23 protein-coding genes and 1 riboswitch are annotated in these 21190 nt (G+C 71.9%); of the genes, 16 read left to right on the top strand and 7 right to left on the bottom strand.

The genetic code is table 11. The features are described 5' to 3' along the window. The first annotated feature begins 142 nt into the window (after window positions 1-142). Both ABIA36_RS16445 and ABIA36_RS16440 read left to right on the top strand, forming a co-directional pair. On the top strand, window positions 143-1900 hold the full coding sequence (locus ABIA36_RS16445) for an APC family permease (protein WP_369963606.1): 1758 nt from the start codon (window positions 143-145) through the stop codon (window positions 1898-1900). Between the two features lie 53 nt (window positions 1901-1953). After that, entirely contained in the window at window positions 1954-2388 is a 435-nt protein-coding gene (locus ABIA36_RS16440; protein ID WP_369963773.1) for a PaaI family thioesterase, read from the top strand. A gap of 24 nt (window positions 2389-2412) precedes the next feature. Here ABIA36_RS16440 and ABIA36_RS16435 read toward each other — a convergent pair whose 3' ends face one another. Together ABIA36_RS16435 and ABIA36_RS16430 are read right to left on the bottom strand one after the other, a co-directional pair. Then, the gene (locus ABIA36_RS16435) at window positions 2413-4116 is read right to left on the bottom strand and encodes a long-chain-fatty-acid--CoA ligase (RefSeq protein WP_369963605.1); all 1704 of its coding nucleotides are present in this window, start codon (window positions 4114-4116) and stop codon (window positions 2413-2415) included. Between the two features lie 10 nt (window positions 4117-4126). Beyond that, window positions 4127-4792, bottom strand: a complete 666-nt coding sequence (locus ABIA36_RS16430; RefSeq protein ID WP_369963604.1) for an SDR family oxidoreductase — start codon at window positions 4790-4792, stop codon at window positions 4127-4129. 86 nt (window positions 4793-4878) lie between these two features. Between ABIA36_RS16430 and ABIA36_RS16425 the strand changes: the two genes are divergently transcribed. The 6 genes from ABIA36_RS16425 (at window position 4879) to ABIA36_RS16400 (ending at window position 8094) form a co-directional block, all read left to right on the top strand. Then, window positions 4879-5202, top strand: a complete 324-nt coding sequence (locus ABIA36_RS16425; protein ID WP_369963603.1) for a DUF6412 domain-containing protein — start codon at window positions 4879-4881, stop codon at window positions 5200-5202. 67 nt (window positions 5203-5269) lie between these two features. Then, window positions 5270-6031 (top strand): YidC/Oxa1 family membrane protein insertase, encoded by a 762-nt coding sequence (locus tag ABIA36_RS16420; protein ID WP_369963602.1) that lies wholly within the window; start codon window positions 5270-5272, stop codon window positions 6029-6031. Further along, window positions 5950-6564, top strand: a complete 615-nt coding sequence (locus tag ABIA36_RS16415) for a GNAT family N-acetyltransferase (RefSeq protein ID WP_369963601.1) — start codon at window positions 5950-5952, stop codon at window positions 6562-6564. The genes ABIA36_RS16420 and ABIA36_RS16415 overlap by 82 nt, the downstream gene beginning before the upstream one ends. Further along, a complete protein-coding gene (locus ABIA36_RS16410; RefSeq protein WP_369963600.1) occupies window positions 6551-6874 on the top strand; it encodes a hypothetical protein in 324 nt (107 codons plus the stop codon). The genes ABIA36_RS16415 and ABIA36_RS16410 overlap by 14 nt, the downstream gene beginning before the upstream one ends. Before the next feature lie 3 nt (window positions 6875-6877). Further along, on the top strand, window positions 6878-7414 hold the full coding sequence (locus ABIA36_RS16405) for a DUF1697 domain-containing protein (protein ID WP_369963599.1): 537 nt from the start codon (window positions 6878-6880) through the stop codon (window positions 7412-7414). 53 nt (window positions 7415-7467) lie between these two features. Next, window positions 7468-8094: a hypothetical protein gene (locus ABIA36_RS16400; RefSeq protein ID WP_369963598.1), complete on the top strand. Its 627-nt coding sequence runs from the start codon at window positions 7468-7470 to the stop codon at window positions 8092-8094. A gap of 1 nt (window position 8095) precedes the next feature. On the opposite strand, the gene ABIA36_RS16395 is transcribed toward ABIA36_RS16400, so the two are convergent. After that, a complete protein-coding gene (locus tag ABIA36_RS16395; RefSeq protein ID WP_369963597.1) occupies window positions 8096-9100 on the bottom strand; it encodes an aldo/keto reductase family protein in 1005 nt (334 codons plus the stop codon). A gap of 86 nt (window positions 9101-9186) precedes the next feature. On the opposite strand from ABIA36_RS16395, the gene dinB reads away from it, so the two are divergent. From dinB to ABIA36_RS16360, 7 genes are all read left to right on the top strand, one after another. Then, a complete protein-coding gene (gene dinB / locus ABIA36_RS16390; protein ID WP_369963596.1) occupies window positions 9187-10461 on the top strand; it encodes a DNA polymerase IV in 1275 nt (424 codons plus the stop codon). An 89-nt stretch (window positions 10462-10550) separates the two neighbouring features. Then, the gene (locus ABIA36_RS16385; RefSeq protein WP_369963595.1) at window positions 10551-10880 is read left to right on the top strand and encodes a GerW family sporulation protein; all 330 of its coding nucleotides are present in this window, start codon (window positions 10551-10553) and stop codon (window positions 10878-10880) included. A gap of 45 nt (window positions 10881-10925) precedes the next feature. Further along, a riboswitch (TPP riboswitch) is annotated at window positions 10926-11027 on the top strand. A gap of 32 nt (window positions 11028-11059) precedes the next feature. After that, entirely contained in the window at window positions 11060-11680 is a 621-nt protein-coding gene (locus ABIA36_RS16380) for an ECF transporter S component (protein WP_369963594.1), read from the top strand. 20 nt (window positions 11681-11700) lie between these two features. Further along, window positions 11701-13272: an ABC transporter ATP-binding protein gene (locus tag ABIA36_RS16375; protein ID WP_369963593.1), complete on the top strand. Its 1572-nt coding sequence runs from the start codon at window positions 11701-11703 to the stop codon at window positions 13270-13272. After that, window positions 13269-14048: an energy-coupling factor transporter transmembrane protein EcfT gene (locus ABIA36_RS16370; RefSeq protein WP_369963592.1), complete on the top strand. Its 780-nt coding sequence runs from the start codon at window positions 13269-13271 to the stop codon at window positions 14046-14048. Before ABIA36_RS16375 ends, ABIA36_RS16370 begins: the two co-directional genes overlap by 4 nt. Before the next feature lies 1 nt (window position 14049). Continuing rightward, a complete protein-coding gene (locus ABIA36_RS16365; protein WP_369963591.1) occupies window positions 14050-14673 on the top strand; it encodes an ATP-binding protein in 624 nt (207 codons plus the stop codon). After that, window positions 14670-14939, top strand: a complete 270-nt coding sequence (locus ABIA36_RS16360) for a hypothetical protein (protein WP_369963590.1) — start codon at window positions 14670-14672, stop codon at window positions 14937-14939. The genes ABIA36_RS16365 and ABIA36_RS16360 overlap by 4 nt, the downstream gene beginning before the upstream one ends. A 79-nt stretch (window positions 14940-15018) precedes the next feature. Here the strand turns inward: ABIA36_RS16360 and ABIA36_RS16355 are convergent, their stop codons facing one another. The 4 genes from ABIA36_RS16355 to ABIA36_RS16340 form a co-directional block, all read right to left on the bottom strand. Continuing rightward, window positions 15019-17211 carry a hypothetical protein gene (locus ABIA36_RS16355; RefSeq protein WP_369963589.1) on the bottom strand — a complete coding sequence of 731 codons (2193 nt, stop codon included), beginning with the start codon at window positions 17209-17211 and terminating at the stop codon, window positions 15019-15021. Between the two features lie 316 nt (window positions 17212-17527). Beyond that, the gene (locus tag ABIA36_RS16350; protein ID WP_369963588.1) at window positions 17528-17881 is read right to left on the bottom strand and encodes a metallopeptidase family protein; all 354 of its coding nucleotides are present in this window, start codon (window positions 17879-17881) and stop codon (window positions 17528-17530) included. Between the two features lie 144 nt (window positions 17882-18025). After that, window positions 18026-18817 carry a hypothetical protein gene (locus ABIA36_RS16345; protein WP_369963587.1) on the bottom strand — a complete coding sequence of 264 codons (792 nt, stop codon included), beginning with the start codon at window positions 18815-18817 and terminating at the stop codon, window positions 18026-18028. Between the two features lie 390 nt (window positions 18818-19207). After that, window positions 19208-20482: an MFS transporter gene (locus ABIA36_RS16340; RefSeq protein WP_369963586.1), complete on the bottom strand. Its 1275-nt coding sequence runs from the start codon at window positions 20480-20482 to the stop codon at window positions 19208-19210. A 76-nt stretch (window positions 20483-20558) separates the two neighbouring features. On the opposite strand from ABIA36_RS16340, the gene ABIA36_RS16335 reads away from it, so the two are divergent. After that, window positions 20559-21179: an ArsR/SmtB family transcription factor gene (locus ABIA36_RS16335; protein WP_369963585.1), complete on the top strand. Its 621-nt coding sequence runs from the start codon at window positions 20559-20561 to the stop codon at window positions 21177-21179. Window positions 21180-21190 lie beyond the last annotated feature (11 nt).

Genomic DNA, 21190 nt, shown 5'->3' with positions numbered 1-21190 from the left:
GCGCGCAGCACAGAACGGTTCGGCGCGCAGAACGTCCGGCGCGTCGGGACGAACGTGCAACCTCCTCCCGCCGTCCGGGAGCTACGCTGTGGCCGGTGGCCCGCTCATCGCGGAGCGGACCCGAGTCACCGGAGGTGTTCCCATGACATCCACGAGTTCCGCCCCGACCGACGAGGCCGGGAACAAGGGCCTCAAAAGCGGTGCGCTCGGCCTCGTGTCGGGCGTGGTCGTCGGTGTGGCCTCGACGGCTCCCGCGTACAGCCTCGCGGCGAGCCTCGGCTTCATCGTCGTCGGCGGCACCCTCGCCGCCGGCGTCAAGGCGCCCGGCATCGTGCTGCTGGCATTCATCCCGATGTACCTGATCGCCGTCGCCTACCAGGAGCTCAACAAGGCCGAACCGGACTGCGGCACGACCTTCACCTGGGCCGCGCGCGCCTTCGGGCCGATCACCGGCTGGATGGGGGGCTGGGGCATCATCATCGCCGATGTGATCGTGATGTCCAACCTGGCGCAGATCGCCGGCGCCTACTCGTTCACTTTCGTGGGCGGCTTCGGTCTGCCCGGGGTGGCGGCGCTCGCGAACAACAACGTCGCCGTGACCATCGCCGGCCTGGTCTGGATCGCTCTGATGACCTGGATCTGCTACCGCGGCATCGAGGTGTCCGCACGGTTGCAGTACTTCCTGCTCGGCTTCGAGGTCGTCATCCTGATCTTCTTCGCCGCTTTCGCGCTGGTGAAGGTCTACACCGGCAACGCCGAGCCGTACTCGCTGATCCCGCAGTGGTCGTGGTTCAACCCGTTCACCCTGGACTTCGCCAAGACCATCGCCCCGGCGCTGCTGACCGCGATCTTCATCTACTGGGGCTGGGACACGGCGGTCTCGATCAACGAGGAGACCAAGAACCCGGAGAAGACCCCGGGCCGCGCCGCCATCATCAGCACGCTCCTGCTGCTCGCCACCTACGCCCTCGTCACCGTCGCGACGGTCGCGTTCGCGGGCGTCGGCGACAAGGGCATCGGGCTGGCGAACCCGGCCAACTCGTCCGACGTGTTCTCGGCGATCGGTCCGACGCTGTTCGGCAGCGGCCCGGTCGGGTCCATCCTGATGACGCTGCTCGGCTTCTCGATCCTGACCTCCGCGTCGGCGTCCACCCAGACCACCATCCTGCCGACCGCGCGCACGACGCTGTCCATGGCGGTCTACAAGGCCATCCCCGAGAAGTTCGCGCGCATCCACCCGCGGTTCCTGACCCCCACCTGGTCGACCATCGGCATGGGGCTGGTGTCCGCGGCGTTCTACCTGGTCTTCACCGCGATCAGCGTCACCCTGCTGACCGCCCTGATCGGGTCGATCGGCCTGATGATCGCGTTCTACTACGGCCTGACCGGCTTCGCGTGCGTCTGGTACTACCGCCGGACCCTGTTCACGAGCTTCCGGCACGCGATCATGCGCGGGCTGTTCCCGCTGCTCGGCGGCCTGATGCTGCTCGCCGTGTTCATCTACGGCGTGATCAGCTTCTCGGCGCCGGACTGGCTCACCGACGCGAACGGCAAGAATGTGACGATCTTCGGGATCGGCGCGGAGGCGGTGGTGGGCGTCGGCGGCATCCTGATCGGCGTCATGCTGATGATCGTCTGGCGGATCATCCGGCCCGACTACTTCCAGGGCCGCACGCTGCCGCGGCAGAGCGACGACATCATCCTCGAGCCGGTCCTCGTCGGCGACGAGCTGCCCTTCGGCACCGCGGCGTCCCGGATACCGGCGACAGTCATCGCGCCCGACTTCTCGAACCTTCCGGAGGGACAGACCCCGGTCAATGCGGAGACGCTCGAACCGGTCGACGAGCCGTCGGACCTGCCGCCGGCCGATCCCAACCTCCCGCGGAAGGGCACCGAGTGAGCGAACGTACGCGAACCGTCCACTGGGAGGACCCGGCGCCGGGCGTCGCCGTCATGCCGACGGTGAGCGGCCTGGAGTACCTGCAGAAGATGATCGCGGGGGAGCTGCCCCCGCCGCCCATCGCCAACCTGATGGGGATGACGCTGACGGAGGCCGAGACGGGGCGGGCGGTGTTCGTCTGCGAGCCCGACGAGTCGCACTACAACCCGATCGGGACGGTGCACGGCGGCCTGGTCTGCACGCTGCTGGACTCGGCGATCGGCTGCGCCGTGCAGTCGACCCTCGCGCAGGGCTACGGGTACACGTCGATCGAGATCAAGGTGAACTACCTGCGCCCGGTGTTCGCCACGAGCGGCCCGCTCACCTGCAGCGCGACGGTGACCAAGCCGGGCAACCGGGTGGCGTTCGCCGATGGAGTCGTGACCGACGGCAGCGGCAAGACGGTCGCGACGGCGACCGGGTCGCTGCTGGTGTTTCCTATTGGCTGATCCTGGCCCATCGGCTGACGCCCGTCAGCTCCCTCCCGCCTCCTGCTGCGCCACGAGCTGGTCGCGCACCTTGCGGCGGATGACCTTTCCGACGATGCTGCGCGGGAGCTCGTCCAGCTGCACCACGTGCTTCGGCACCTTGTACGCCGTCAGGCAGTCGCGACCGTAGGCGCGGATGGCCTCCTCGTCGAACGACGCCCCTGGCTCCATCACGACCGCGGCGACCACGTCCTCGCCGCCGCGGCGGTGCGGGAGGCCGACCACGGCCACGTCCGCGACGCCCTCGAAGCTGCGCAGCGCGTCCTCCACCTCGGTCGGGGAGACGTTGAAGCCGCCGGTGACGATGAGCTCCTTGATCCGGTCCACGATGCGCACGAAGCCGTCCTCGTCCATCGTCACGATGTCGCCGGTGCGGAACCAGCCGTCGGCGGTGAGCACCTTGGCCGTCTCGTCGGCGTTGCGCCAGTAGCCCGAGAACACCTGCGGTCCGCGGGCGAGCAGCTCGCCCTCCTCGCCGAACTCCCGGTCGACGGCCGGGTCCTCCGGGTCGGCGACGCGCAGCTCGGTGCCGGGCAGTGCGAGGCCGACCGTGCCGGGCTTGCGGGTCGCGCCGACCGGGTTCGCCATCAGCACCGGCGCGCACTCGGAGAGGCCGTAGCCTTCGACCAGGTAGCCGCCGGTCTTCGACTCCCAGAGGTCGACGATGGTCTGCGGCAGGCTCATGGCCCCGGAGATCGCGATGTCGATGCCCGAGAGCGACACCTTCCGCTTCTCCGCCGCCTGCACCAGCCGCTCGTAGATCGGCGGCACCGCGGGCAGGAACGTCGCCCGCCGCTTCTTCACGACGTCCAGCACCAGGTCGGGATCGAACTTCGGGAACAGCACCAGCCGCGACCCCATGCTCATCGCGAAGGTCAGGCAGAGCGTGAGCCCGTAGGCGTGGAAGAGCGGGAGGACCGCGTACACGACCGAGGTGCCGCGCTCGATCGTCGGCACCCACGCGCGCGCCTGCGCCGCGTTGACCGCGAGGTTGAGGTGGCTGAGCATGACGCCCTTCGGCCGCCCGGTGGTGCCGCTGGTGTACTGGATGAGCGCGAGGTCATCGCGCTCCGGGCGTGGCACGGAGGCCTTCAGCCGCCGCGACGACACCAGCGACTCCCACGTCACGGCGCCCGAGACCTTGGCGGTGAGCTGCTCGCGCGCCTTGCGGGCGGCCGGGACCGGCAGCCGCAGGGCGAAGCGCTTGGCCGCCGGCATCGCACGGGTGATGTCGACCGCGATCACGGTCGTCACGCCGAGGTCGGCCGGGAGGTCCTGCACCGTCGGCACGACCTTGTCCCAGACGATCGCCACGGTCGCGCCGTGGTCCTCGAACTGGTGCCGCAGCTCGCGCGGCGTGTAGAGCGGGTTGTGCTCCACCACGACAGCGCCCAGCCGCAGCGCTGCGTAGAACGCGACGACGTGCTGGGGGCAGTTCGGCAGCACGAGCGCGACTCGGTCGCCCTTGCGGACGCCGAGCTTGCGCAGGCCCTCCGCGGCGCGGGCGATCCGGTCGCCGAGCTCGGCATACGTCGTCGTCGCGCCGAAGAACTCCAGGGCGACGTGCTTTCCGTACGTCGCCACCGAGTCGTCGATCAGGTGGGCGAGGGAGCCCTCCGGCAGGTCGATGTCGGCGGGGACTCCCGGCGCGTAGGCGGAGACCCAGGGGCGATCGCTGTAACCACTCACGGAGAAGAGCCTAGGGGGCCGCCGTCAGCGCGTGCACGGCCTCCTCGATCGGGAGGTCGCCGGAGATGACCTCCCAGGTGCGGCCGATCGTGGCGGGTTCGGACAGGCACACGGCGATCAGCCTGGCGACATCCTCGCGCGGGATGGTGCCGCGCGGCACGCTGTCGCCGAGCTGGATCGCGCCCGTCCCCTCGTCGGAGGTGAGGCCGCCGGGGCGCAGGATCGTCCAGTCCAGCCCGGAAGCGCGCAGGTTGGCGTCGGCCTCGCGCTTGGCCTCCACGTAGGCGCGCCACTGCGGGTCGGCGTCCTCCGCCACCGGGGCGTCGACGCCCCAGGCGCTGATCTGCACGAACCGGCGGATGCCGGCGGAGGCTGCTGCCTCGGCGGACTTGACCGAGCCCGCGTAGTCGACCGTGCGCTTGCGGGCGACGCCGGAGCCCGGGCCGGCTCCCGCGGCGAACACCACCGCGTCGCAGCCGACGATGGTCATGGCGATGGCGCCGGAGTCGGCCTGCTCGATGTCGAGCACGTGGCCCTCGCCGCCGAGGCGGTAGACGTCCTCGGCGTGCTCCTCGCTGCGCACGAGGCCGACGAACTCGTCCCCCCGGTCGTAGAGGACTCGCATGAGGTGCTGGGCGACTTTTCCGTGGGCTCCGACGATCGCGATTCGACTCATGCCTCCATCTTGCTCCTGTTGTGGCCCGCTCCGCTCACGGCGAACGCGCGAGCGACCCGGCAGCGGGATGCGTTACCGTCGTGCACATGACCGGTCTGCTGGAGTTCGTGGCGCGGGTGTTCGCGCCGGGCTCCGGCCTGGCGGTGCTGTGGCACTCCGCGGCGTGGCCCGGGAGCTTCTCCGGGCTCGTCGCCCTCGCCGGTCTGGCCGGCGCGATCGGCATCGTCGCGGTCGCCGCGACGGCGGCCGTGCGCTCGGTCGCCGCCCTCGCCGCCTCCCTGCGCGTCCGCGCCGTCTGGTCGAACCCGCTGCAGCCCACTGCCGGCTGGCTCCTCCAGAGCCAGGCCGATCCGGACGCCGACGGTCGTCCACGCCCGAGGGCTCCGGGCATCCTCCTGCCGGTCGCGTAGCCGGGCGCTTCAGCCCCTGCGCGGCCAGACGACGTCTCGTTCGTTTCCGACAGCAGGGATACCACCCATGGACTTCTTCTCGTGGCCGCCGATCGCGGCCGTCCTCGACGCGGCATACGGCCTCGTCACCGCCCTCTCCGCCGTCGCCGAGCCCGTCGCGGGCGCGGCCGCCGGCATCGTCGCGATCGTCGTCCTGACGATGATCGTGCGCGCCCTCCTCCTCCCCGTCGGCGTCAGCCAGGTGCGCGCCGAGTACACCCGCCGCCGCCTCGCCCCGGCCCTCGCCGAGCTGCAGCGCAAGCACGGGAAGGACCGCGAACTGCTCGCCCGCAAGACGATGGAGCTCTACCGGGCCGAGCGCACCTCGCCGTTCGCCGGGATGCTCCCGCTGCTGGCGCAGCTCCCGGTCATCTCCCTGGTCTACGCGCTCTTCACGCATGCGACGATCGCCGGTCACGCCAACGCGCTGCTCGACACGCACGTGCTCGGGGCGCCGCTCGGGACCAGCTTCGTCGGGCTGGCCGGCGCCGGGTCGGTCTGGCCCGGCTTCCTCGTCTACGCGGGCGTGCTCGTGCTCATCGCCGTGGTGACCACGGTGTCGCGGCGGGTGCTCGCGCTGCCGCAGGCGGACGGGACTCCCGCGCCCGCCGGTGTGGTCCGCGCGCTGTCGTTCCTGCCGTACGTCACCGTGGTGTTCGCGGCGTTCGTGCCGCTGGCGGCCGCCGTGTACATTCTGACCACGACGGCGTGGACCGTCGGGGAGCGGGCCACCCTGCGCCGCCTGCTCGATCCGAACCGGGGGAGGACCGAACCATCGACTTCGCACTGAAGCCCGTCCCGACGCTGAGCACCGAGCGGCTGACGCTCGTCCCGCTCGGGCCCGCGCACTTCGAGGGCACCTGGGCGTCCCTGCACGAGCCGGAGGTCATCCGCCCGACCGGCACGCACACCGTCTTCACCGAGGACCAGATCCGCGACTGGCTGGCGGGGCTCGAGGCGATGGACGGCCGAGCCGACTGGGCGATCGTGCGCACAGCCGACGGCGTCCACCTCGGCGAGGCCGTCCTCAACGACCTGGACGCGGACAACCGGTCGGCCGGCTTCCGGATCATGCTCGGCTCGCCGCAGTGGTTCGGCAGCGGCTACGGCACGGAGGCCACCCGCGCGGTGCTGGAGCACGCGTTCCGCACGGCCGGCCTGCACCGGGTGGAGCTGGAGGTCTTCGCCTTCAACCCGCGGGCGCAACGCGCCTACGAGAAGGCCGGGTTCGTGGTGGAGGGCCGCCGGCGGGACGCGCTGTTCTGGGACGGCGAGTGGGTGGACGCGATCGTGATGGGATGCTTGAGCCATGTGGAAGCGTGATCGTCCCCGTTCCCGTCCCCGGCCGCCGCGCGACCCGCGCGAGGCCACGCCCGGCCTCGGCGTGGGGGTGCAGGTGTACGTCGTGGAGCAGGAGCCGCCGTCGTCCGACGACTGGCCGGGGGAGCCGACCGGGGTGATCGTCGCCTCGGGCGACCGCAGCCTGCGCCACGTCTCCCTGCCGAACGACGGCTTCACCACCTGGGTGGTCGCGTTCAGCGAGCCGCAGCTTCGCCGCGACGGGACCGGGCCGTACGAGACCGCGATCATCCCGTCCGCGCTCCTGGTCGCGGCCGAGCCCGCGGAGGCCTGAGCCGTGCTCGGCGTCGGCCTGATCCGCGGCATCAACGTCGGCGGCAACGCGCGCGTCGCGAAGGCCGACCTGGCCGCCGCGTTCGAGGCGGCCGGCTTCGAGGACGTGGTCACCCTGCTGCAAAGCGGGAACGTCGTCTTCCGCGGGCCGGGCGCGCCCACCGCCGAGGACGCGGAGGCCGTGGCGCAGGCGCTGGCGGAGTCGTCCGGGGTGTCGGCCGGCGTCGTGCTGCTGGCCGAGGACCGGTTCCGGCGCATTGCCGCCGACAACCCGCTGGTGGAGGTCGCCGACGACGACTCCCGCCTGGTCGTGACCTTCCTCGACCACGAGGTGCCCGCCGGCGTGCTCGCGCCGGACGACGCCGAACTCGCCCCGGAGATCGTCCGGCTGGGCGAGCGCGCGATCTACCAGTGGAGCCCGCTCGGCGTCTCGAAATCGACCGTGCCTGCCGCGTTCTGGCGCAGCCTCGGCCCGGTCGCGACGGCGCGCAACCAGCGCACCGTCCTGCGCCTTCTCGCCGAGCTCGACCGGCGCGGCTGAGCGCACGCTGGAACGCACTGCTGGAGGTCACCCGCTGCTCCTACAATGACGGCATGTTCGTCGAGGGCACCCTTCGATGGCAGGTCACCGAGGACTGTCCCTGGGACCTGCTGATCGCGCTCGCGCTGCGCGACCTCGTCGGCCTCGACAACACCAGGGAGCCCGCCCTCCCACGGGTCTCGCCCGCCGTCGTGCCGGCGCTGCACGGCGCTCCCGAGCGCGGCGGCGGAGCCGCGACCCTGGCGGCGAGGGAGGTGCTGGAGACCCAGTGGCGCGCCCTCTTCGAGCGCGCCGCCGACCGCGAGCACCGGCCGATCGGACCGTTGCTGCAGCCTCCGCACTTCGCCGCGCTCGACCGCGCGATCGAGCTTCAGGACGTCGTCCTCGCCCAGCACGAGACGGCGGCGGCCTGGGCGCGCGAGCGGCGCGCCGAGTACGCCAGGGCCAGCATCGAGCACCACGCGACGCGCGCCGCCGACATCGTGGACGTGGTCCACGAGCGGGAGCACGACCTGCGACGTCAGGCCGGCTACTTCCGGCTGGACATCGACGTGCTCCCGCTCGCGGAGCGCGGGGCGTGGATCGTCGGCCCGCACACGGTGGTGGTCAGCACCTCGCTGCGCGACGACTCGCGGGCGTTCCGCGACTGGTTCCGGCCGCTCGTGGCCGCGTTGGTGTGAGCTAGGCCACCCGCTGCGCCGGGGAGGCGGTCTCCGCCGGGTCGGTCACCGCGACATCCCCGACCGCCTCGTCGATGCGGGCGAGCACGTCGCCGCTCAGCCGGACGCCCGCGGCCTTCACGTTGGAGGCGACCTGCTCCGGCCGGGACGCGCCGACGATCGCGCCGGACACGTTCGGGTTCTGCAGCACCCACGCGATGGCGAGCTGCGCCATCGTCGCGCCGAGCTCGTCGGCGATCGGCTTCAGGCGCTGCACGGCGGTGAGCACGTCGTCGCGCAGGAAGCTCTTGATGGCGTTCCCGCCGCCCTTGTCGTCGGCGGCGCGGCTGCCCTCGGGGAGCGGTGCGCCGGGCAGGTACTTGCCGGTGAGGACGCCCTGCGCGACCGGCGACCAGACGATCTGCGAGATGCCGAGCTCGGCGGAGGCCGGGACGACGTCCTTCTCGATGACGCGCCAGAGCATCGAGTACTGCGGCTGGTTCGAGATGAGCTGGAAGCCGAGGTCCTTCGCGAGCGCGTGGCCGGCGCGGAGCTGGTCGGCCGTCCATTCGCTGACGCCGATGTAGAGGGCCTTGCCCTGCCGCACGATGTCGGCGAAGGCCTGCATGGTCTCCTCCAGCGGCGTCTCGTAGTCGTAGCGGTGCGCCTGGTAGAGGTCGACGTAGTCGGTGCCGAGCCGGGTCAGCGAGCCCTCGATGGATTCCAGGATGTGCTTGCGCGAGAGCCCGGTGTCGTTGTGGCCCTTCGGGCCGGTCGGCCAGTAGACCTTGGTGAAGATCTCCAGCGACTGCCGGCGCTGGCCCTTCAGGGCGTCGCCGAGCACCTGCTCGGCGGCGGTGTTCGCGTACGCGTCCGCCGTGTCGAAGGTGCTGATGCCGGCGTCGAGGGCGGCGTGGACGCACTGCGTCGCCGTCTCGTTCTCCACCTGGGAGGCGTGGGTGAGCCAGTTGCCGTAGATGATCTCCGAGATCTTGAGACCGCTGTCGCCGAGGTATCTGAATTCCATGCCTCCACGCTAGTCCCGCCTCGTGGCGGCCGCGGCCCGGATGTCGTGGCCGGATGGGAGGATGGTCACGGCAGGAGGTGGCTCGAGTGGGCAAGACGGACGGCAGCGACCGGCGGGTGACGACCGCCGACGTCGACGACACCGACGCCACCATCCTGCACGTCGACATGGACGCATTCTTCGCCTCCGTCGAACTGCTCGACCGACCCGACGCGCGCGGCAAGCCCGCGATCGTCGGCCACGCCGGCGGCCGCGGCGTCGTCACCAGCGCCACATACGAGGCGCGCCGGTTCGGCGTCCGCAGTGCCATGCCGGTCTCCCAGGCGCTGCGGCTGTGCCCGACCGCGATCATCCTGCCGCCGCACTACGAGAAGTACACCGAGTACTCCGCCAAGGTGATGGAGATTTTCCACGAGGTGACGCCGCTGGTGGAGCCGCTCAGCATCGACGAGGCGTTCCTCGACGTCGCGGGCGCCCGGCGGCTGCTGGGGTCGCCACGACGCATCGCCGAGCTCATCCGCTCGCGGGTGCGCGAGGAGACCGGTCTCGCCTGCTCGGTCGGCGTCGCGGGCACGAAGTTCATGGCCAAACTCGCCTCCGGCCACGCCAAGCCGGACGGCTTGCTCGTGATCCCTCCGGCCGACGCGGTCGCCTACCTCCGGCCGCTGCCGGTCGGCGCGCTGTGGGGCGTCGGCGCCAGCACACAGTCGTCCCTGGAGAGGATGGGGATGCGCACCGTCGCCGACCTCGCGGACGCCCCGCTGACCGTCCTGCAGCGCGCCGTCGGCGACGCGACAGCCCACCGGCTGCACGAGCTCGCCAACGGACACGACCCGCGGCGGATCGTCACGGCCTCCCGCGAGAAGAGCATCGGCCACGAGAACACCTTCTCCGTCGACGTGGAGGACGCCGACACCCTGCGCCGCGAGCTGCTGCGGCTCTCCGGCCGGGTGGGCGAGCGCCTGCGCAAGCACGGGATGGTGGGCCGCACGATCGCCATCAAGGTGCGCTTCTCCGACTTCCGCACCATCACCCGCTCCCGCACCCTCGCCGAGCCGACCAACGTCGGCCGGCGGCTGTTCGAGGAGGCCTGGGACGTCTTCGAGGCGCTCGACCTCCACCTGAAAGACACCCCGATCCGCCTGATCGGGGCGCGGGCCGAGCAGCTCGCCGACGCGGGCGGCGACGCGCTCGCGCTCTGGGACCCGGACGAGGAGTGGCGCGAGGCCGAGCGCACGCTCGACGCGGTCAGCGCGCGGTTCGGGCGCGGCACGATCGGGCCGGCCTCCCTGGTCCGGCGGGCGCGCGACGCCGAGCAGGCCGAGCGCGACGGCCGCAACCCGCGCTGGCTGAGCGACTGAGCCGCTGAGCGACCGAGCCGCCGAGCGACTGAGCCGCCACGGGCAGAACCGCCCTGGTCACGCCGGAGACCGCCGGGTACGGTGAACGCATGACGAACCTCTCCCTCAAGCTCGCCGAGACGATGACCTCCTCCGGAATCAAGTCGGTCTACGGCGAACCAATCGTCGTCGACGGCACCACGATCGTCCCCGTCGCCGCCGTGCAGTTCGGCTTCGGCGCCGGCGAAGGCCCCGGCGAGGACTCCGCGCCGGGTGGAGCGGGCGGCGGCGGTGTCGCGGTCCCGTTCGGTGCGTACATCAGCGACGAGACCGGCGTGCGCTTCCGGCCGAACCTGATCACGCTGCTGGCGGTCGCCATCCCGTTCGTGTGGGTGGCCGGTCACGCCTGGTCGCGGGTCATCCGCGCCCTCAAGCGGTGACGCGGCAACCGACGACGCTCTCAGCGGTCTACACTGGCTCCTGAACACGGGAGTCCGGTGAGCCGGGCTGAGAGGAAGCTTCTCCAAGTTTCGACCGTCGAACCTGATCTGGGTCATGCCAGCGCAGGGAGGCATCTCACATCCCGTGCCCTCATTTCTGAACAGAAGGGGCACGAACAGTGCACGCAACCATTTCGTCCGTCTCCGCGCCGTCCAAGCGCGTCCTCCGCTGGCGGGTCGTCGACATCGTCGTCGCCAGCGTCGTCGCCGTCGCAGCCGGCGTCGTCTTCTGGGTCTGGGGTCAGGCCTACAACCCGATCTCGGGACCGGTCACCGCCGTGCTCCCGGGCTTCCAGGGCATCCTGAACGGCCCGTGGCTGTTCGCCGGGGTGCTCGTGGCGCTCATCGTCCGCAAGCCCGGCGCGGCCCTCTACGGTGAGATCGTCGCGGCGGTCGTCTCGATGCTGATCGGCACGCAGTGGGGCTTCGCCACGTTGCTGTCCGGCGTGGTGCAGGGCCTCGGCGCGGAGATCGTCTTCGCGCTGTTCCTCTACGCGCGCTGGAACCTGGTCACCGCGCTGATCGCGGGAGCGGGCACCGGCATCGCCGAGTCGATCCTCGACCTGATCTACTCGTACCCCGGCTCCAAGCCGGAGTTCGCGATCGTCTACACGATCACGACGACCGTCTCCGGCATCGTCGTGGCGGGCCTCGGCTCGTGGCTGCTGGTGAAGGCGATCGCCCGCACCGGGGCGCTGAGCCGGTTCGCGGCGGGCCGCGAGGTCACGGGGCGGGTCTAGGCGACGGCCCGGAGGCTGTGATGCCGGAGCTGAGTCCGGCCGGCCCGCCGCCGGCCCCGGTCGCCGTCCACGTCGGCGACTGGGGCTGGCGGCACGCCGGACGCAAGGCCTGGGCCGTCCGCGGGCTGAGCCTGACGATCGAGCCGGGCGAGCGGGTGCTGCTGCTCGGCGCGTCGGGCGCGGGCAAGTCCACGCTCCTCGCCGGGCTCGCCGGCGTGCTGGGCGGCGACGACGACGGCGAGGCGGAGGGCGACCTCCGCGTCGACGGCCGCCACCCCGCCGAGGCGCGCGGCTCCTCCGGGCTGCTGCTGCAGGACCCGGACGCGCAGGTGATCCTCGCGCGCGTGGGCGACGACGTGGCCTTCGCGTGCGAGAACCTCGGTGTGCCGCGCGACGAGCTGTGGGCGCGCGTGCGCTGGTCGCTGGATGCGGTCGGCCTCGACCTCCCGCTCGACCGCTCGACCGCGCAGCTCTCCGGCGGCCAGAAGCAGCGGCTCGCGCTGGCGGGGCTGCTCGCGATGCGCCCCGGGCTGCTGCTGCTGGACGAGCCGACCGCGAACCTCGACCCCGACGGCGCGCGGGAGGTCAGGGACGCCGTATCCGCCGTTCTCGCGCGGACCGGAGCGACCCTGATCGTCGTGGAGCACCGGGTCGCCGTCTGGCGGGATCTTGTGGACCGGGTCGTCGTGCTCGACGCCGCGGGCGGTGTGCTCGCCGACGGAGCGCCGGAGACGGTACTCGCCGACACCGCGGGCCGGCTGCGGGAGGCCGGTGTCTGGCTGCCCGACGAGCCCGTGCCCGCCGCGCGCCCGGTCGTGCCGGGGGCCCCCCTCCTGGAGGCCCGGTCGCTCGCCGTGGGACGCACGCCGCTGTTCGCCGGCCGTCGCCTGCGGAGGCGGACCCAGCGCGGGGACGACCTGCTGGCGCACGCGCTCCCGTTCCGGGCGGACGTCGCGATCGCCGAAGGCTCCGCGCTGGCGCTCACCGGGCCGAGCGGGGTCGGCAAGTCCACCCTCGCACTGACGCTGGGCGGCCTGATGCCGGCCCTGGGCGGAACGCTCACCGCCGCGCCCGCGCTCGCGGGCGGCGCCGGCTCCGATCCCGTCGGCGGCTCTGATCCCGTCGGCGGCTCTGATCCCGTAGCCTGGCGCTCGCGCGAGCTGCTGACCCGCATCGGCACCGTCTTCCAGAACCCGGAGCACCAGTTCATCGCCTCCACGGTGCGCGACGAGCTCGCCGCGGGCCCGCGCGCGCTCGGGCTCCCGCCGGAGGAGGTCGCGGCGCGCATCGAGCAGCTCCTGGAGGCGCTCGGGCTGGCCGCGCTGGCGGACGCCAACCCGTTCACGCTCTCCGGCGGCCAGAAGCGCCGCCTCTCGGTCGCGACCGCGCTGGCGACGCGGCCGCGCCTCCTGGTGCTGGACGAGCCGACCTACGGCCAGGACGCGAACACCTGGCGCCGGCTCGTCGAGCTGATCGCCGGCCTCCGCGACGAGGGCCATGCCGTGGTCGCCGCCACCCACGACGCCGAGTTCGCCGCGGCCATCGGCGCCGGCGAGCTGCGGCTCGACACCCGGCGGGAGGCGGTCGCGTGACCATCGCCGAACCCGTCCGCAGCGGCCCGCTGGCCACGCTCAACCCGGTGTCGAAGCTGGGCGCCGCGCTGATTGTCACCGCCGTCCTTCTGGTCTCCATCGACCCGGTGTCGGCCGGCGTCGCCCTCGGGCTGGAGCTCGTCCTGCTCTGCTTCGCCGGCATCCCCGCCGGGGTGCTGGCCGTCCGCACGTCGCCGATCCTGATCGCCGCGCCGCTGGCGGGGCTCACGACCGTGCTCTACGGGCGCACCTCCGGGACGGTGTACCTGCACTGGTGGGCGATCGAGGTCAGCGACGGGTCGCTGCAGCTCGGGCTCGCGACCTTCCTCCGGGTGCTCGCCATCGGACTGCCCGCCGTGCTGCTGTTCGTGACCATCGACCCGACCGACCTCGCCGACGGCCTGGCGCAGCTCCTCCGGCTGCCCGCGCGCTTCGTGCTCGGCGGCCTCGCCGGCCTCCGGCTGGTGGGGCTGTTCGTCGACGACTGGCGCGCTCTCACGCTCGCGCGCCGGGCGCGCGGCGTCGCGGAGTCCGGGACGCTGCAACGCTTCCTCGGCCAGTCGTTCTCGCTGTTCGTGCTCTCCATCCGTCGCGGCTCCAAGCTGGCGACGGCGATGGAGGCCCGCGGTTTCGGGGCGCCGGTCGCCCGCACCTGGGCGCGCCCGTCGGCGTTCCGCGCGCGCGACTGGGTGGCGCTGGCGGTCGCCCTCCTGGTGGCGGGATCGGCGGCGGCGGTGGCGATCGCGGTGGGGAGCTGGAATGTCCTGGGATCCTGACGTGCCGTCCGAGACGCCCGAGCTGTGCGAGCTGCTGGGTGCGGTCGTCGACGCGATGGAGGCGACCGGGGGAGAGGCGGCCCCCGTCGTGCTGATCGACGGCCCGAGCGGGGCGGGGAAGAGCTCCCTGGCCGACCTGCTCGTGCGGCACTGGCCCGGCGCCGCCACGCCGCGGCTGGTCCGGATGGACGACCTCTACCCGGGCTGGGACGGCCTCCTGGCCGCGAGCGGCGCGCTGGCCGGCGACCTCCTCGAACCGCTCGCCCTCACCGGGCACGGTCGCTGGCGGCGCTGGGACTGGGCGGGCGCCCGGCCCGCCGAATGGCACGACATCGCGGGCACGGCCCCGGTCATCGTGGAGGGCTGCGGCACGCTCGCCGCCGCCAACGTCCGCTGGGCGCACCTCGCCCTCTGGCTGGACGCCGACGACGCCCTCCGCAAGACGCGGGCGCTCGACCGCGACGGCGAGACGTTCGCGTCGCACTGGGACCAGTGGCAGTCCGAGTTCGAGGAGTACCTGGCCCGCGAGCGCCCGCGTGAGCGCGCCGACGTGGTGCTGGACGTCACCGACTGGCCGATCGGCTCTGCACCCCGGCCGACCTCCGGGACTACGGTGGTGCCATGAGTGAGACTTCCCAGCCGGATCCCGAGTACATCGTCGAATACGCCGACGGCCCCCTGGTCGGTACCGCCGAGCGGCGTTACCTGGTCGACGGCAAGGTGGACGAGCGGATCGGCGCGGTGGCCGCGGTCGAAGGTCTCGAGTCGCTGTTCTGGTACGTCGCGGGCGAGGAGCGCACCGTCAACGGCGAGCTCCACGTCTCGTACCACTTCGACGCTCCGGACAGCGACCCGGTCGAGCCCGAGAAGGACGAAGAGTCGCTCTACTGACTCGACAATGTTCTGACTCGACACGGATGCCCCGGGAGTCGGTGACTCCCGGGGCATCGTGCGTTCGCCGTACCGCGGATCAGCTCTGCTTACGGGCCGTCCGGCGTCGTGCGGCGAGGAGGGCGAGCCCGGTTCCGGCGACCGCGAGGAGGCCGGCCAGCGGCGCGAGCCAGGTCAGCACGTCGCTCCCGGTGTCCGCCAGGGGCGGGTGTGCGGCGGGCGGGTTCGCCGCCGGCGGGTCGGCCGCGGGCGGGTTCGCCGCCGGCGGGTTCTGGACCGGCACCCGAACAGCGTCGACTACAGCGGTGGACTCCGCCGAGTGGACGGCTGCCCCGGTTGGGTCCGTCGCGTCGGCCGTCGCCGTGTTGGTGATGCTGCCCGCGGCATAGTCGGCGTCGGTCGACTGGTAGTCCGCGGTGCAGGTCAGCGAGGCTCCGGGCGCCAGGGTGTCCGCCGGGCAGGTCACCGTCAGCGGGCCTGCACTGCCGGAGAAGCTCTGCTCGGTGATCCCGACCGCGGTCAGGGTCACGTTGCCGCTGTTCGTCACCTCGAAGGTGTAGGCGATGGGCTGCCCGGCACCGGTGATGGTCGTCGGGTCGGCCTTCTTGTCGAGGGTCAGGCTCGGCGACTGAGTCGCGGTCACGTCCGCCGTCGCCGGCGGGCTCGTCACGGGTCCGGTCACGGCGTCCTGGCCGGTGGCCACGGCCGTGTCCGAGATGGTGCCCGCGTCGATGTCCGCGGCGGTGGCGTCGTAGCTGGCGGTGCACTGCACGCTGGCGGCCGGCGCCAGGGTCGTGGTCGGGCAGTCCGGCACCGGAGCGGTCCCTGTGCCGGTGAATACCGTCTCGGTGACGCCGATCCCGGTGATGGTCGTGTTGCCGGTGTTGGTCACGGTGTAGGTGTATTGGACCGTGTCGCCCGCGTTCGCGATCGTCCCGGGGCTCGCCGTCTTGGTCAGCGTCAGGGCTGCGGCCCGTGGTGCGTTCGTGAAGGTGCAGATCACCGACGGCGATTCACCCGCGTACGTCGCCAACGGGAAGGACACCGTGGTGCCGGTGCCGGTGATCGGGAACTGCGGGTTCGTCGGGTTGACCGTGTCCACACAGGAGTATGTCGAGATGTACTGCGCCATGTTCGTCGTTCCCCACGCGGACTCGCTGGCCGTGTACGTGTCGCCGTACCGGGCGAGGGCGGGGCCAGCCTGGAGGACGCGGCCGTCGGGGGACTGCTGGAGCCCGGTCCCGGTCCCCGAGGTCACCGCGGCGGCGGGGAGGCTCACCGTGGGGCCAGTGACGTGAAGCGCGAACTGGTCGGTCGGGTTCACCCGCCCGACGACGTTCTTCTGGGCGCTGACGGCGGGCGGGAAAGCGCAGCTCGCCAGGTCGACGAGCCCGATCCCTCCCGGTCCGGTCTGCGACGAGGGAAGCGGCGTCAGGTTCCCGTCCAGGGTGCCGGTGCCCGGGTCGATGGAGAAGACGCCGTTCGTGCCGCCTTGGCTCAGGTAGAGCGTGCCGTTGCCGTCGAAGGCGATCCCGTTGATGGCGGCCCCGCCGGGGACCGTGAAAATGCTCAGGAGCGACGGGGAGAGCGACGCCGCCTGCGCGGCGGTCTGCGGGAGCGGGGCGCTGATGGCCTCCAGGGTCCCGCCTATGGTCGAGGAGGTGACGATGTAGAGATTGCCTCCGCCGTCGAACGCGATGTCGCCGTTGAGCTGGCCCGGGTTGGGCGCGAAGGTGATGAGCGGGTTCGGGCTGATCAGCTGGTCGGTCGTCGTATTGAAGCCCCAGAGCTGACCGGCGCCGACGTCGCCGAAGTAGTAGATCCCCGTCGTGGGGTCGACTGCTCCGGCCGTCACGGTCGAGCCCGGCCCCGGCTTGGCCGGGTAGGACGTCCAGACGCCGGTCGCGGCGTCGTAGCCCTGCACGACGGTCCCGTAGTTGGAGGCCTGGAAGGCGGCGGTCCCGCCGATCGCGATGCCGAGTCCGTTCGGGGAGATTCCCGAGACGGTGGTGGTGGACTCGACACTCGCGTTCAACTGCGCGCTGCCGACCGACGAGCCGTCGATGCTCAGCAGGTCCGCGGAGCCCGCGATGCCTGCCACCGCAGGCACGACGCCGTAGAAGGTGGTGCCGGAGCAGTCGAGCGTCCCTGCGGCCGTCGCCGGGCCTGCCGGACCGGTGGTCGCGGCCAGCGACACCAGGACTCCGACGACCGTCGCGAGGATCAGTCCGGGGCGAACCGCGCGTTTCGCGGCGTTCGCGGATGTGGGCATTGCCACCCTTTCGTTTCGTTGCGTCAGCGCGCATCGCAGGAGGCGAGTCGCGTCAGGGGTTTATAGCAACGAGGGGAGGGCGGCAGTCCGCGGCGACGGGCGGCGATAGCGCGCGAAACAGGGAGATTCCGCGGGTGGCGACCGGAGCCGCGCGGCGCGCACCGGCCGGTCGCCGTCAGGATTCACCCGCGCGTTCATGTGTCGGACGAGAACGAGAGCCGGACAGAACACTTGCATTCACGTGTTCCGGTATCCGTGGATCAGGCCCAGCCGATCACGCCCAATCGATCAAGCCCGATCGATCAAGCCCAATGGATCAAGCCCAGCCGAGCTCGTGCAGCCGTTCGTCGTCGATGCCGTAGTAGTGGGCGATCTCGTGCACGAGTGTCACGTGCACCTCCTCGCGCAGCTCGTCCTCGTTCGCGCAGATGGCCAGCAGCGGCTCGCGGTAGAGGATGATGCGGTCCGGCATCTCGCCGAAGCCGTAGGCGTCGCGCTCGGTCAGGGCGACGCCGTCGTAGAGGCCGAGCAGGTCGAGGGAGCCGTCCTCCGGGCGGTCCTCGACGACGAACACCACGTTGTCGAGCCCGTCGACCATCTCGTCGGGGAGCTGATCGAGCTCGTCGGTGACAAGGCTCTCGAACGCGTCGGCGTCCAGGTCCAGGGGCATCGTCAGCGGACCTCGGTGGCCACCCCGAACCGCGCGCCGCGGATCGCGGGAACGACGAAGGGGACGGGGGCCGGGCCGGTGCTCACCTGGGTGAGTCTACCGGCGCGGCCGCCGTCCCCTCTGTGCTGGAGGTGGCGAACCGGGTCAGTACCAGTTCATGGCCTGGGAGTGGCTCCACGCGTTGCACGGGGTGCCGTAGGAGCCCTTGATGTAGGAGAGGCCCCACTTGATCTGGGTGGTCGCGTTGGTCGCCCAGTCGCTGCCGAAGGTCGCCATCTTGCTGCCGGGGAGCGCCTGCGGGATGCCGGTCGCGCCGCTGCTGCCGTTGGAGGCCTGGTAGTTCCAGCCGGACTCCTTCGACCAGAGGCTGTCGAGGCACTGGTACTGGTCGGCGCCCCAGCCGTAGGTGCTGGCCATGATGGACTGCGCGGCGGTGCGTGCGCCGCCCGGCGTGTTGGCGTTCGCCTGGGCTGCGGCCGCTGCGGCGGCCGCTGCGGCTGCGGCGGCCGCGGCCCGCTGGTCGGCGGCGACACCAGCGGCGGCGAGCGCCGTGGTGGCGGCGTCGGTGGTGTCGATCTGCGCGCGGAGCTTCGAGTCGTCGAGCTTCTTGTAGCCGTCGAGGCCCGCGATCGCGGTCTTCGCGGCGCTGGTGTCCGCCTTGGCGGCGTTGGCCTGGACGGTGGCCTGCGCCGTGGTCAGGCTCTGCTTGGCGATGCCCTCCAGCCGGTCGCGCCAGAGCGAGTTGTAGACGCCGAGCTGGTCGTGGTGGATTCCGGTGGAGTCGGAGAGGGTGCGGGTGGCGCGTTCGCTCTCCTGCTGCTGAGCGATCATCGGGGCGACGATGCTGGCCGACATGATGATCGCGGCGGCGCCGGTGAGGACGCGGCCCAGGGAGAGGTTGGAGGAGCGGACGACGTGGTTGAGAGTGCTGAGCATTGGTTTCCTGGATCGGGCTTCCCCGCCTGCCGCGCGCGCCTCGGTCGGGAGGCGCGCGCAGCGGAAGCGCTCACGGGGGAGAGCGCTCGGACGGGCTGGCAACCGCGCCGGAACGCACGGAAGCGCCACTGGACCGGGGGTCCCGAGGCGCGGCGTTCGGCGCGGGTGTGCCGCACCAGGTTTTCGGGGGTGGCGTCCGGGGGTTCGGGGGTGGGACGCACGGCGCAGCACGGACGGCGTTCACTGCCGTCGGAAGACCACGCTAGACGCCGACTCTGGACGAGTCAGGCACAAACCCTGGCAAAGTCGTGTGCACGCCCGGTCGTGGCTGCCCTCAGGCGAGGGTGCGGAGGCCCGAACCTGAATGAGCGGTGTGCGCCAGGCGCCGGGTCAGCCGCCGTAGGCGGCGTGGTCGCGCTGGTCGGCCTCCTCGGCCTCGGTCTCCGCCGCCGCCATGCGCGCGTCGGTGACCCAGATCATCCCGATCAGCATCGCGAGGGCGACGACGCCCATGCTCAGGAACACCGCGGGGATGCCGAAGAACTGGGCGATCACGCCCGCCGCGGCGGCGCCGAGCGGCATCGTTCCCCACGCGAGCAGCCGGTACGCGGAGTTCAGCCTGCCGAGCAGCCGCTGCGGGGTCACGCGCTGCCGGAGCGACACCGTGACGACGTTCCAGATCGACACCGTGACGCCGCCGACGAGGAATCCGGCGCCGATGATGTACGGGTTCGTGGTGAACGCCGGCGTGGCGACCGTGAGCAGTGAGCCGACGACCGTGAACGTGAGCGCTCTGGCACGGCCGAACAGCCGCTCGGCCGGCTCGGCGAGGAAGGTCCCCGCGACGCTGCCGAGTGCCGAGGCGGTGAGCAGGAGGCCGTACCCGGGATCGCTGAGCTTCATCGCCGAGGAAGGGCCGACCGCGTACAGCACGAAGACGGTGAACACGGCGCTGCTGGCGAAGTTGAAGCCGCCCACCATGATCGCGAGCGTGCGCAGCAGGGTGCTCCCGCGCAGGAACCGCAGCCCCTCCGCGATGTCGGCGCGGATGCTGGTGGCGCGGGGATGGTCGGTCGTGAAGCGTCCGCGCACGAGCAGCAGCATCCCGATCGCGGCCACCCAGAGCAGCACGGGCGTCCCGAAGGCGAGCCCGATCCCTGCAGCGACGAGGAAGCCGCCGAGCGGCGGCCCGATGAACTGGTTCGTGGTGAGCTCGGCCGCGTAGAGGCGGCCGTTCGCCCGCGAGAGCGCGGCCTTGCTCACGAGCTGCGGCAGGATCGACTGCGACGAGGTGTCGTAGACGGTCTCGGCGACGCCGATGCAGATCGCCGCGGCGTAGAGGAGCCAGATCGCTCCGACGCCCGCGACCGCGGCGATCGTGAGGCAGCCGAGGAACGCCGCCCGCGCGACGTTGGCGGCGAGCATCAGCCGGCGCCGGTCGTACCGGTCGGCCAGGGCGCCCGCGAGGAGGGCGAACACCAGCCACGGCAAGGTGAAGGCGAAGGTGAGGCCGGCGATGAGGGCGGGGGAGTCGGTGTAGCGGATGGCGACCAGGGGCAACGCGACCTTCATCACGCCGTCGGCGAGATTGGAGAGGGCCGACGATGTCCAGAGCGTCCAATAGCGCGAGCCGAGGGAGACCGATCCCAAGCGTTCCGCTGTCACGTGCCACAGCTTGACACGTCGATTGAGAAAACTCAATCGATATCAAGAAACCCAATCGGCCGGGTATCCTCGGGGTGTGCCCGCCCGCAAACCCTCGGCCCAGAAACCCTCCGCCCAGACTCCCTCGGCTCAGACACCAGAGGAGGCCGCGCGCAGCGTTCCCGGTCCGTCCGCCGACCCGGACGCCAAGCGTCGTCCGGCCTCCGTCGCGGAGATCAAGGCGTTGTCGCATCCGCTGCGGGTGCGCATCCTGCGCCTGTGCGGCGATCGCGAGCTGACCAACAAGCAGCTCGCCGACCGGCTGGGGGAGGACGCCGGGACGGTCTACTACCACGTCCGCCAGCTCGTGGGCGCGGGCTTCCTGGAGCCGGCGCCGGTGCGGTCGGGGGAGAGCGGCGCGCTGGAGAAGCCGTACCGTTCCACGGGCCGGAGCTGGTGGCTGTCGATGGCGCTGGACGAGCAGGACGACGGCCGGGTGGCGGCGCCGGTGGAGGCGTTCCAGCAGGAGCTCGCGGAGGCCGGGCCGTCCTCGATCGCGACGTTCGCGCGGTTCTCGCTGCACCTGTCCGCGGAGGATGTGGCCGAGCTGGACCGCCGCATCGTGGCCGTCATCGACTCGTACGTCGAGACCGACCACGAGCGCAGTCACCTGCCCGCGCACGGCGGCCTCTTCGTGCTGCATCGGAGCGCGGAATGAAGAAAGGCACG

It is taken from the genome of Leifsonia sp. EB34 (assembly GCF_041260585.1).
Classification (GTDB): domain Bacteria; phylum Actinomycetota; class Actinomycetes; order Actinomycetales; family Microbacteriaceae; genus Leifsonia.
This window is presented reverse-complemented; position numbering and strand designations above follow the sequence as displayed.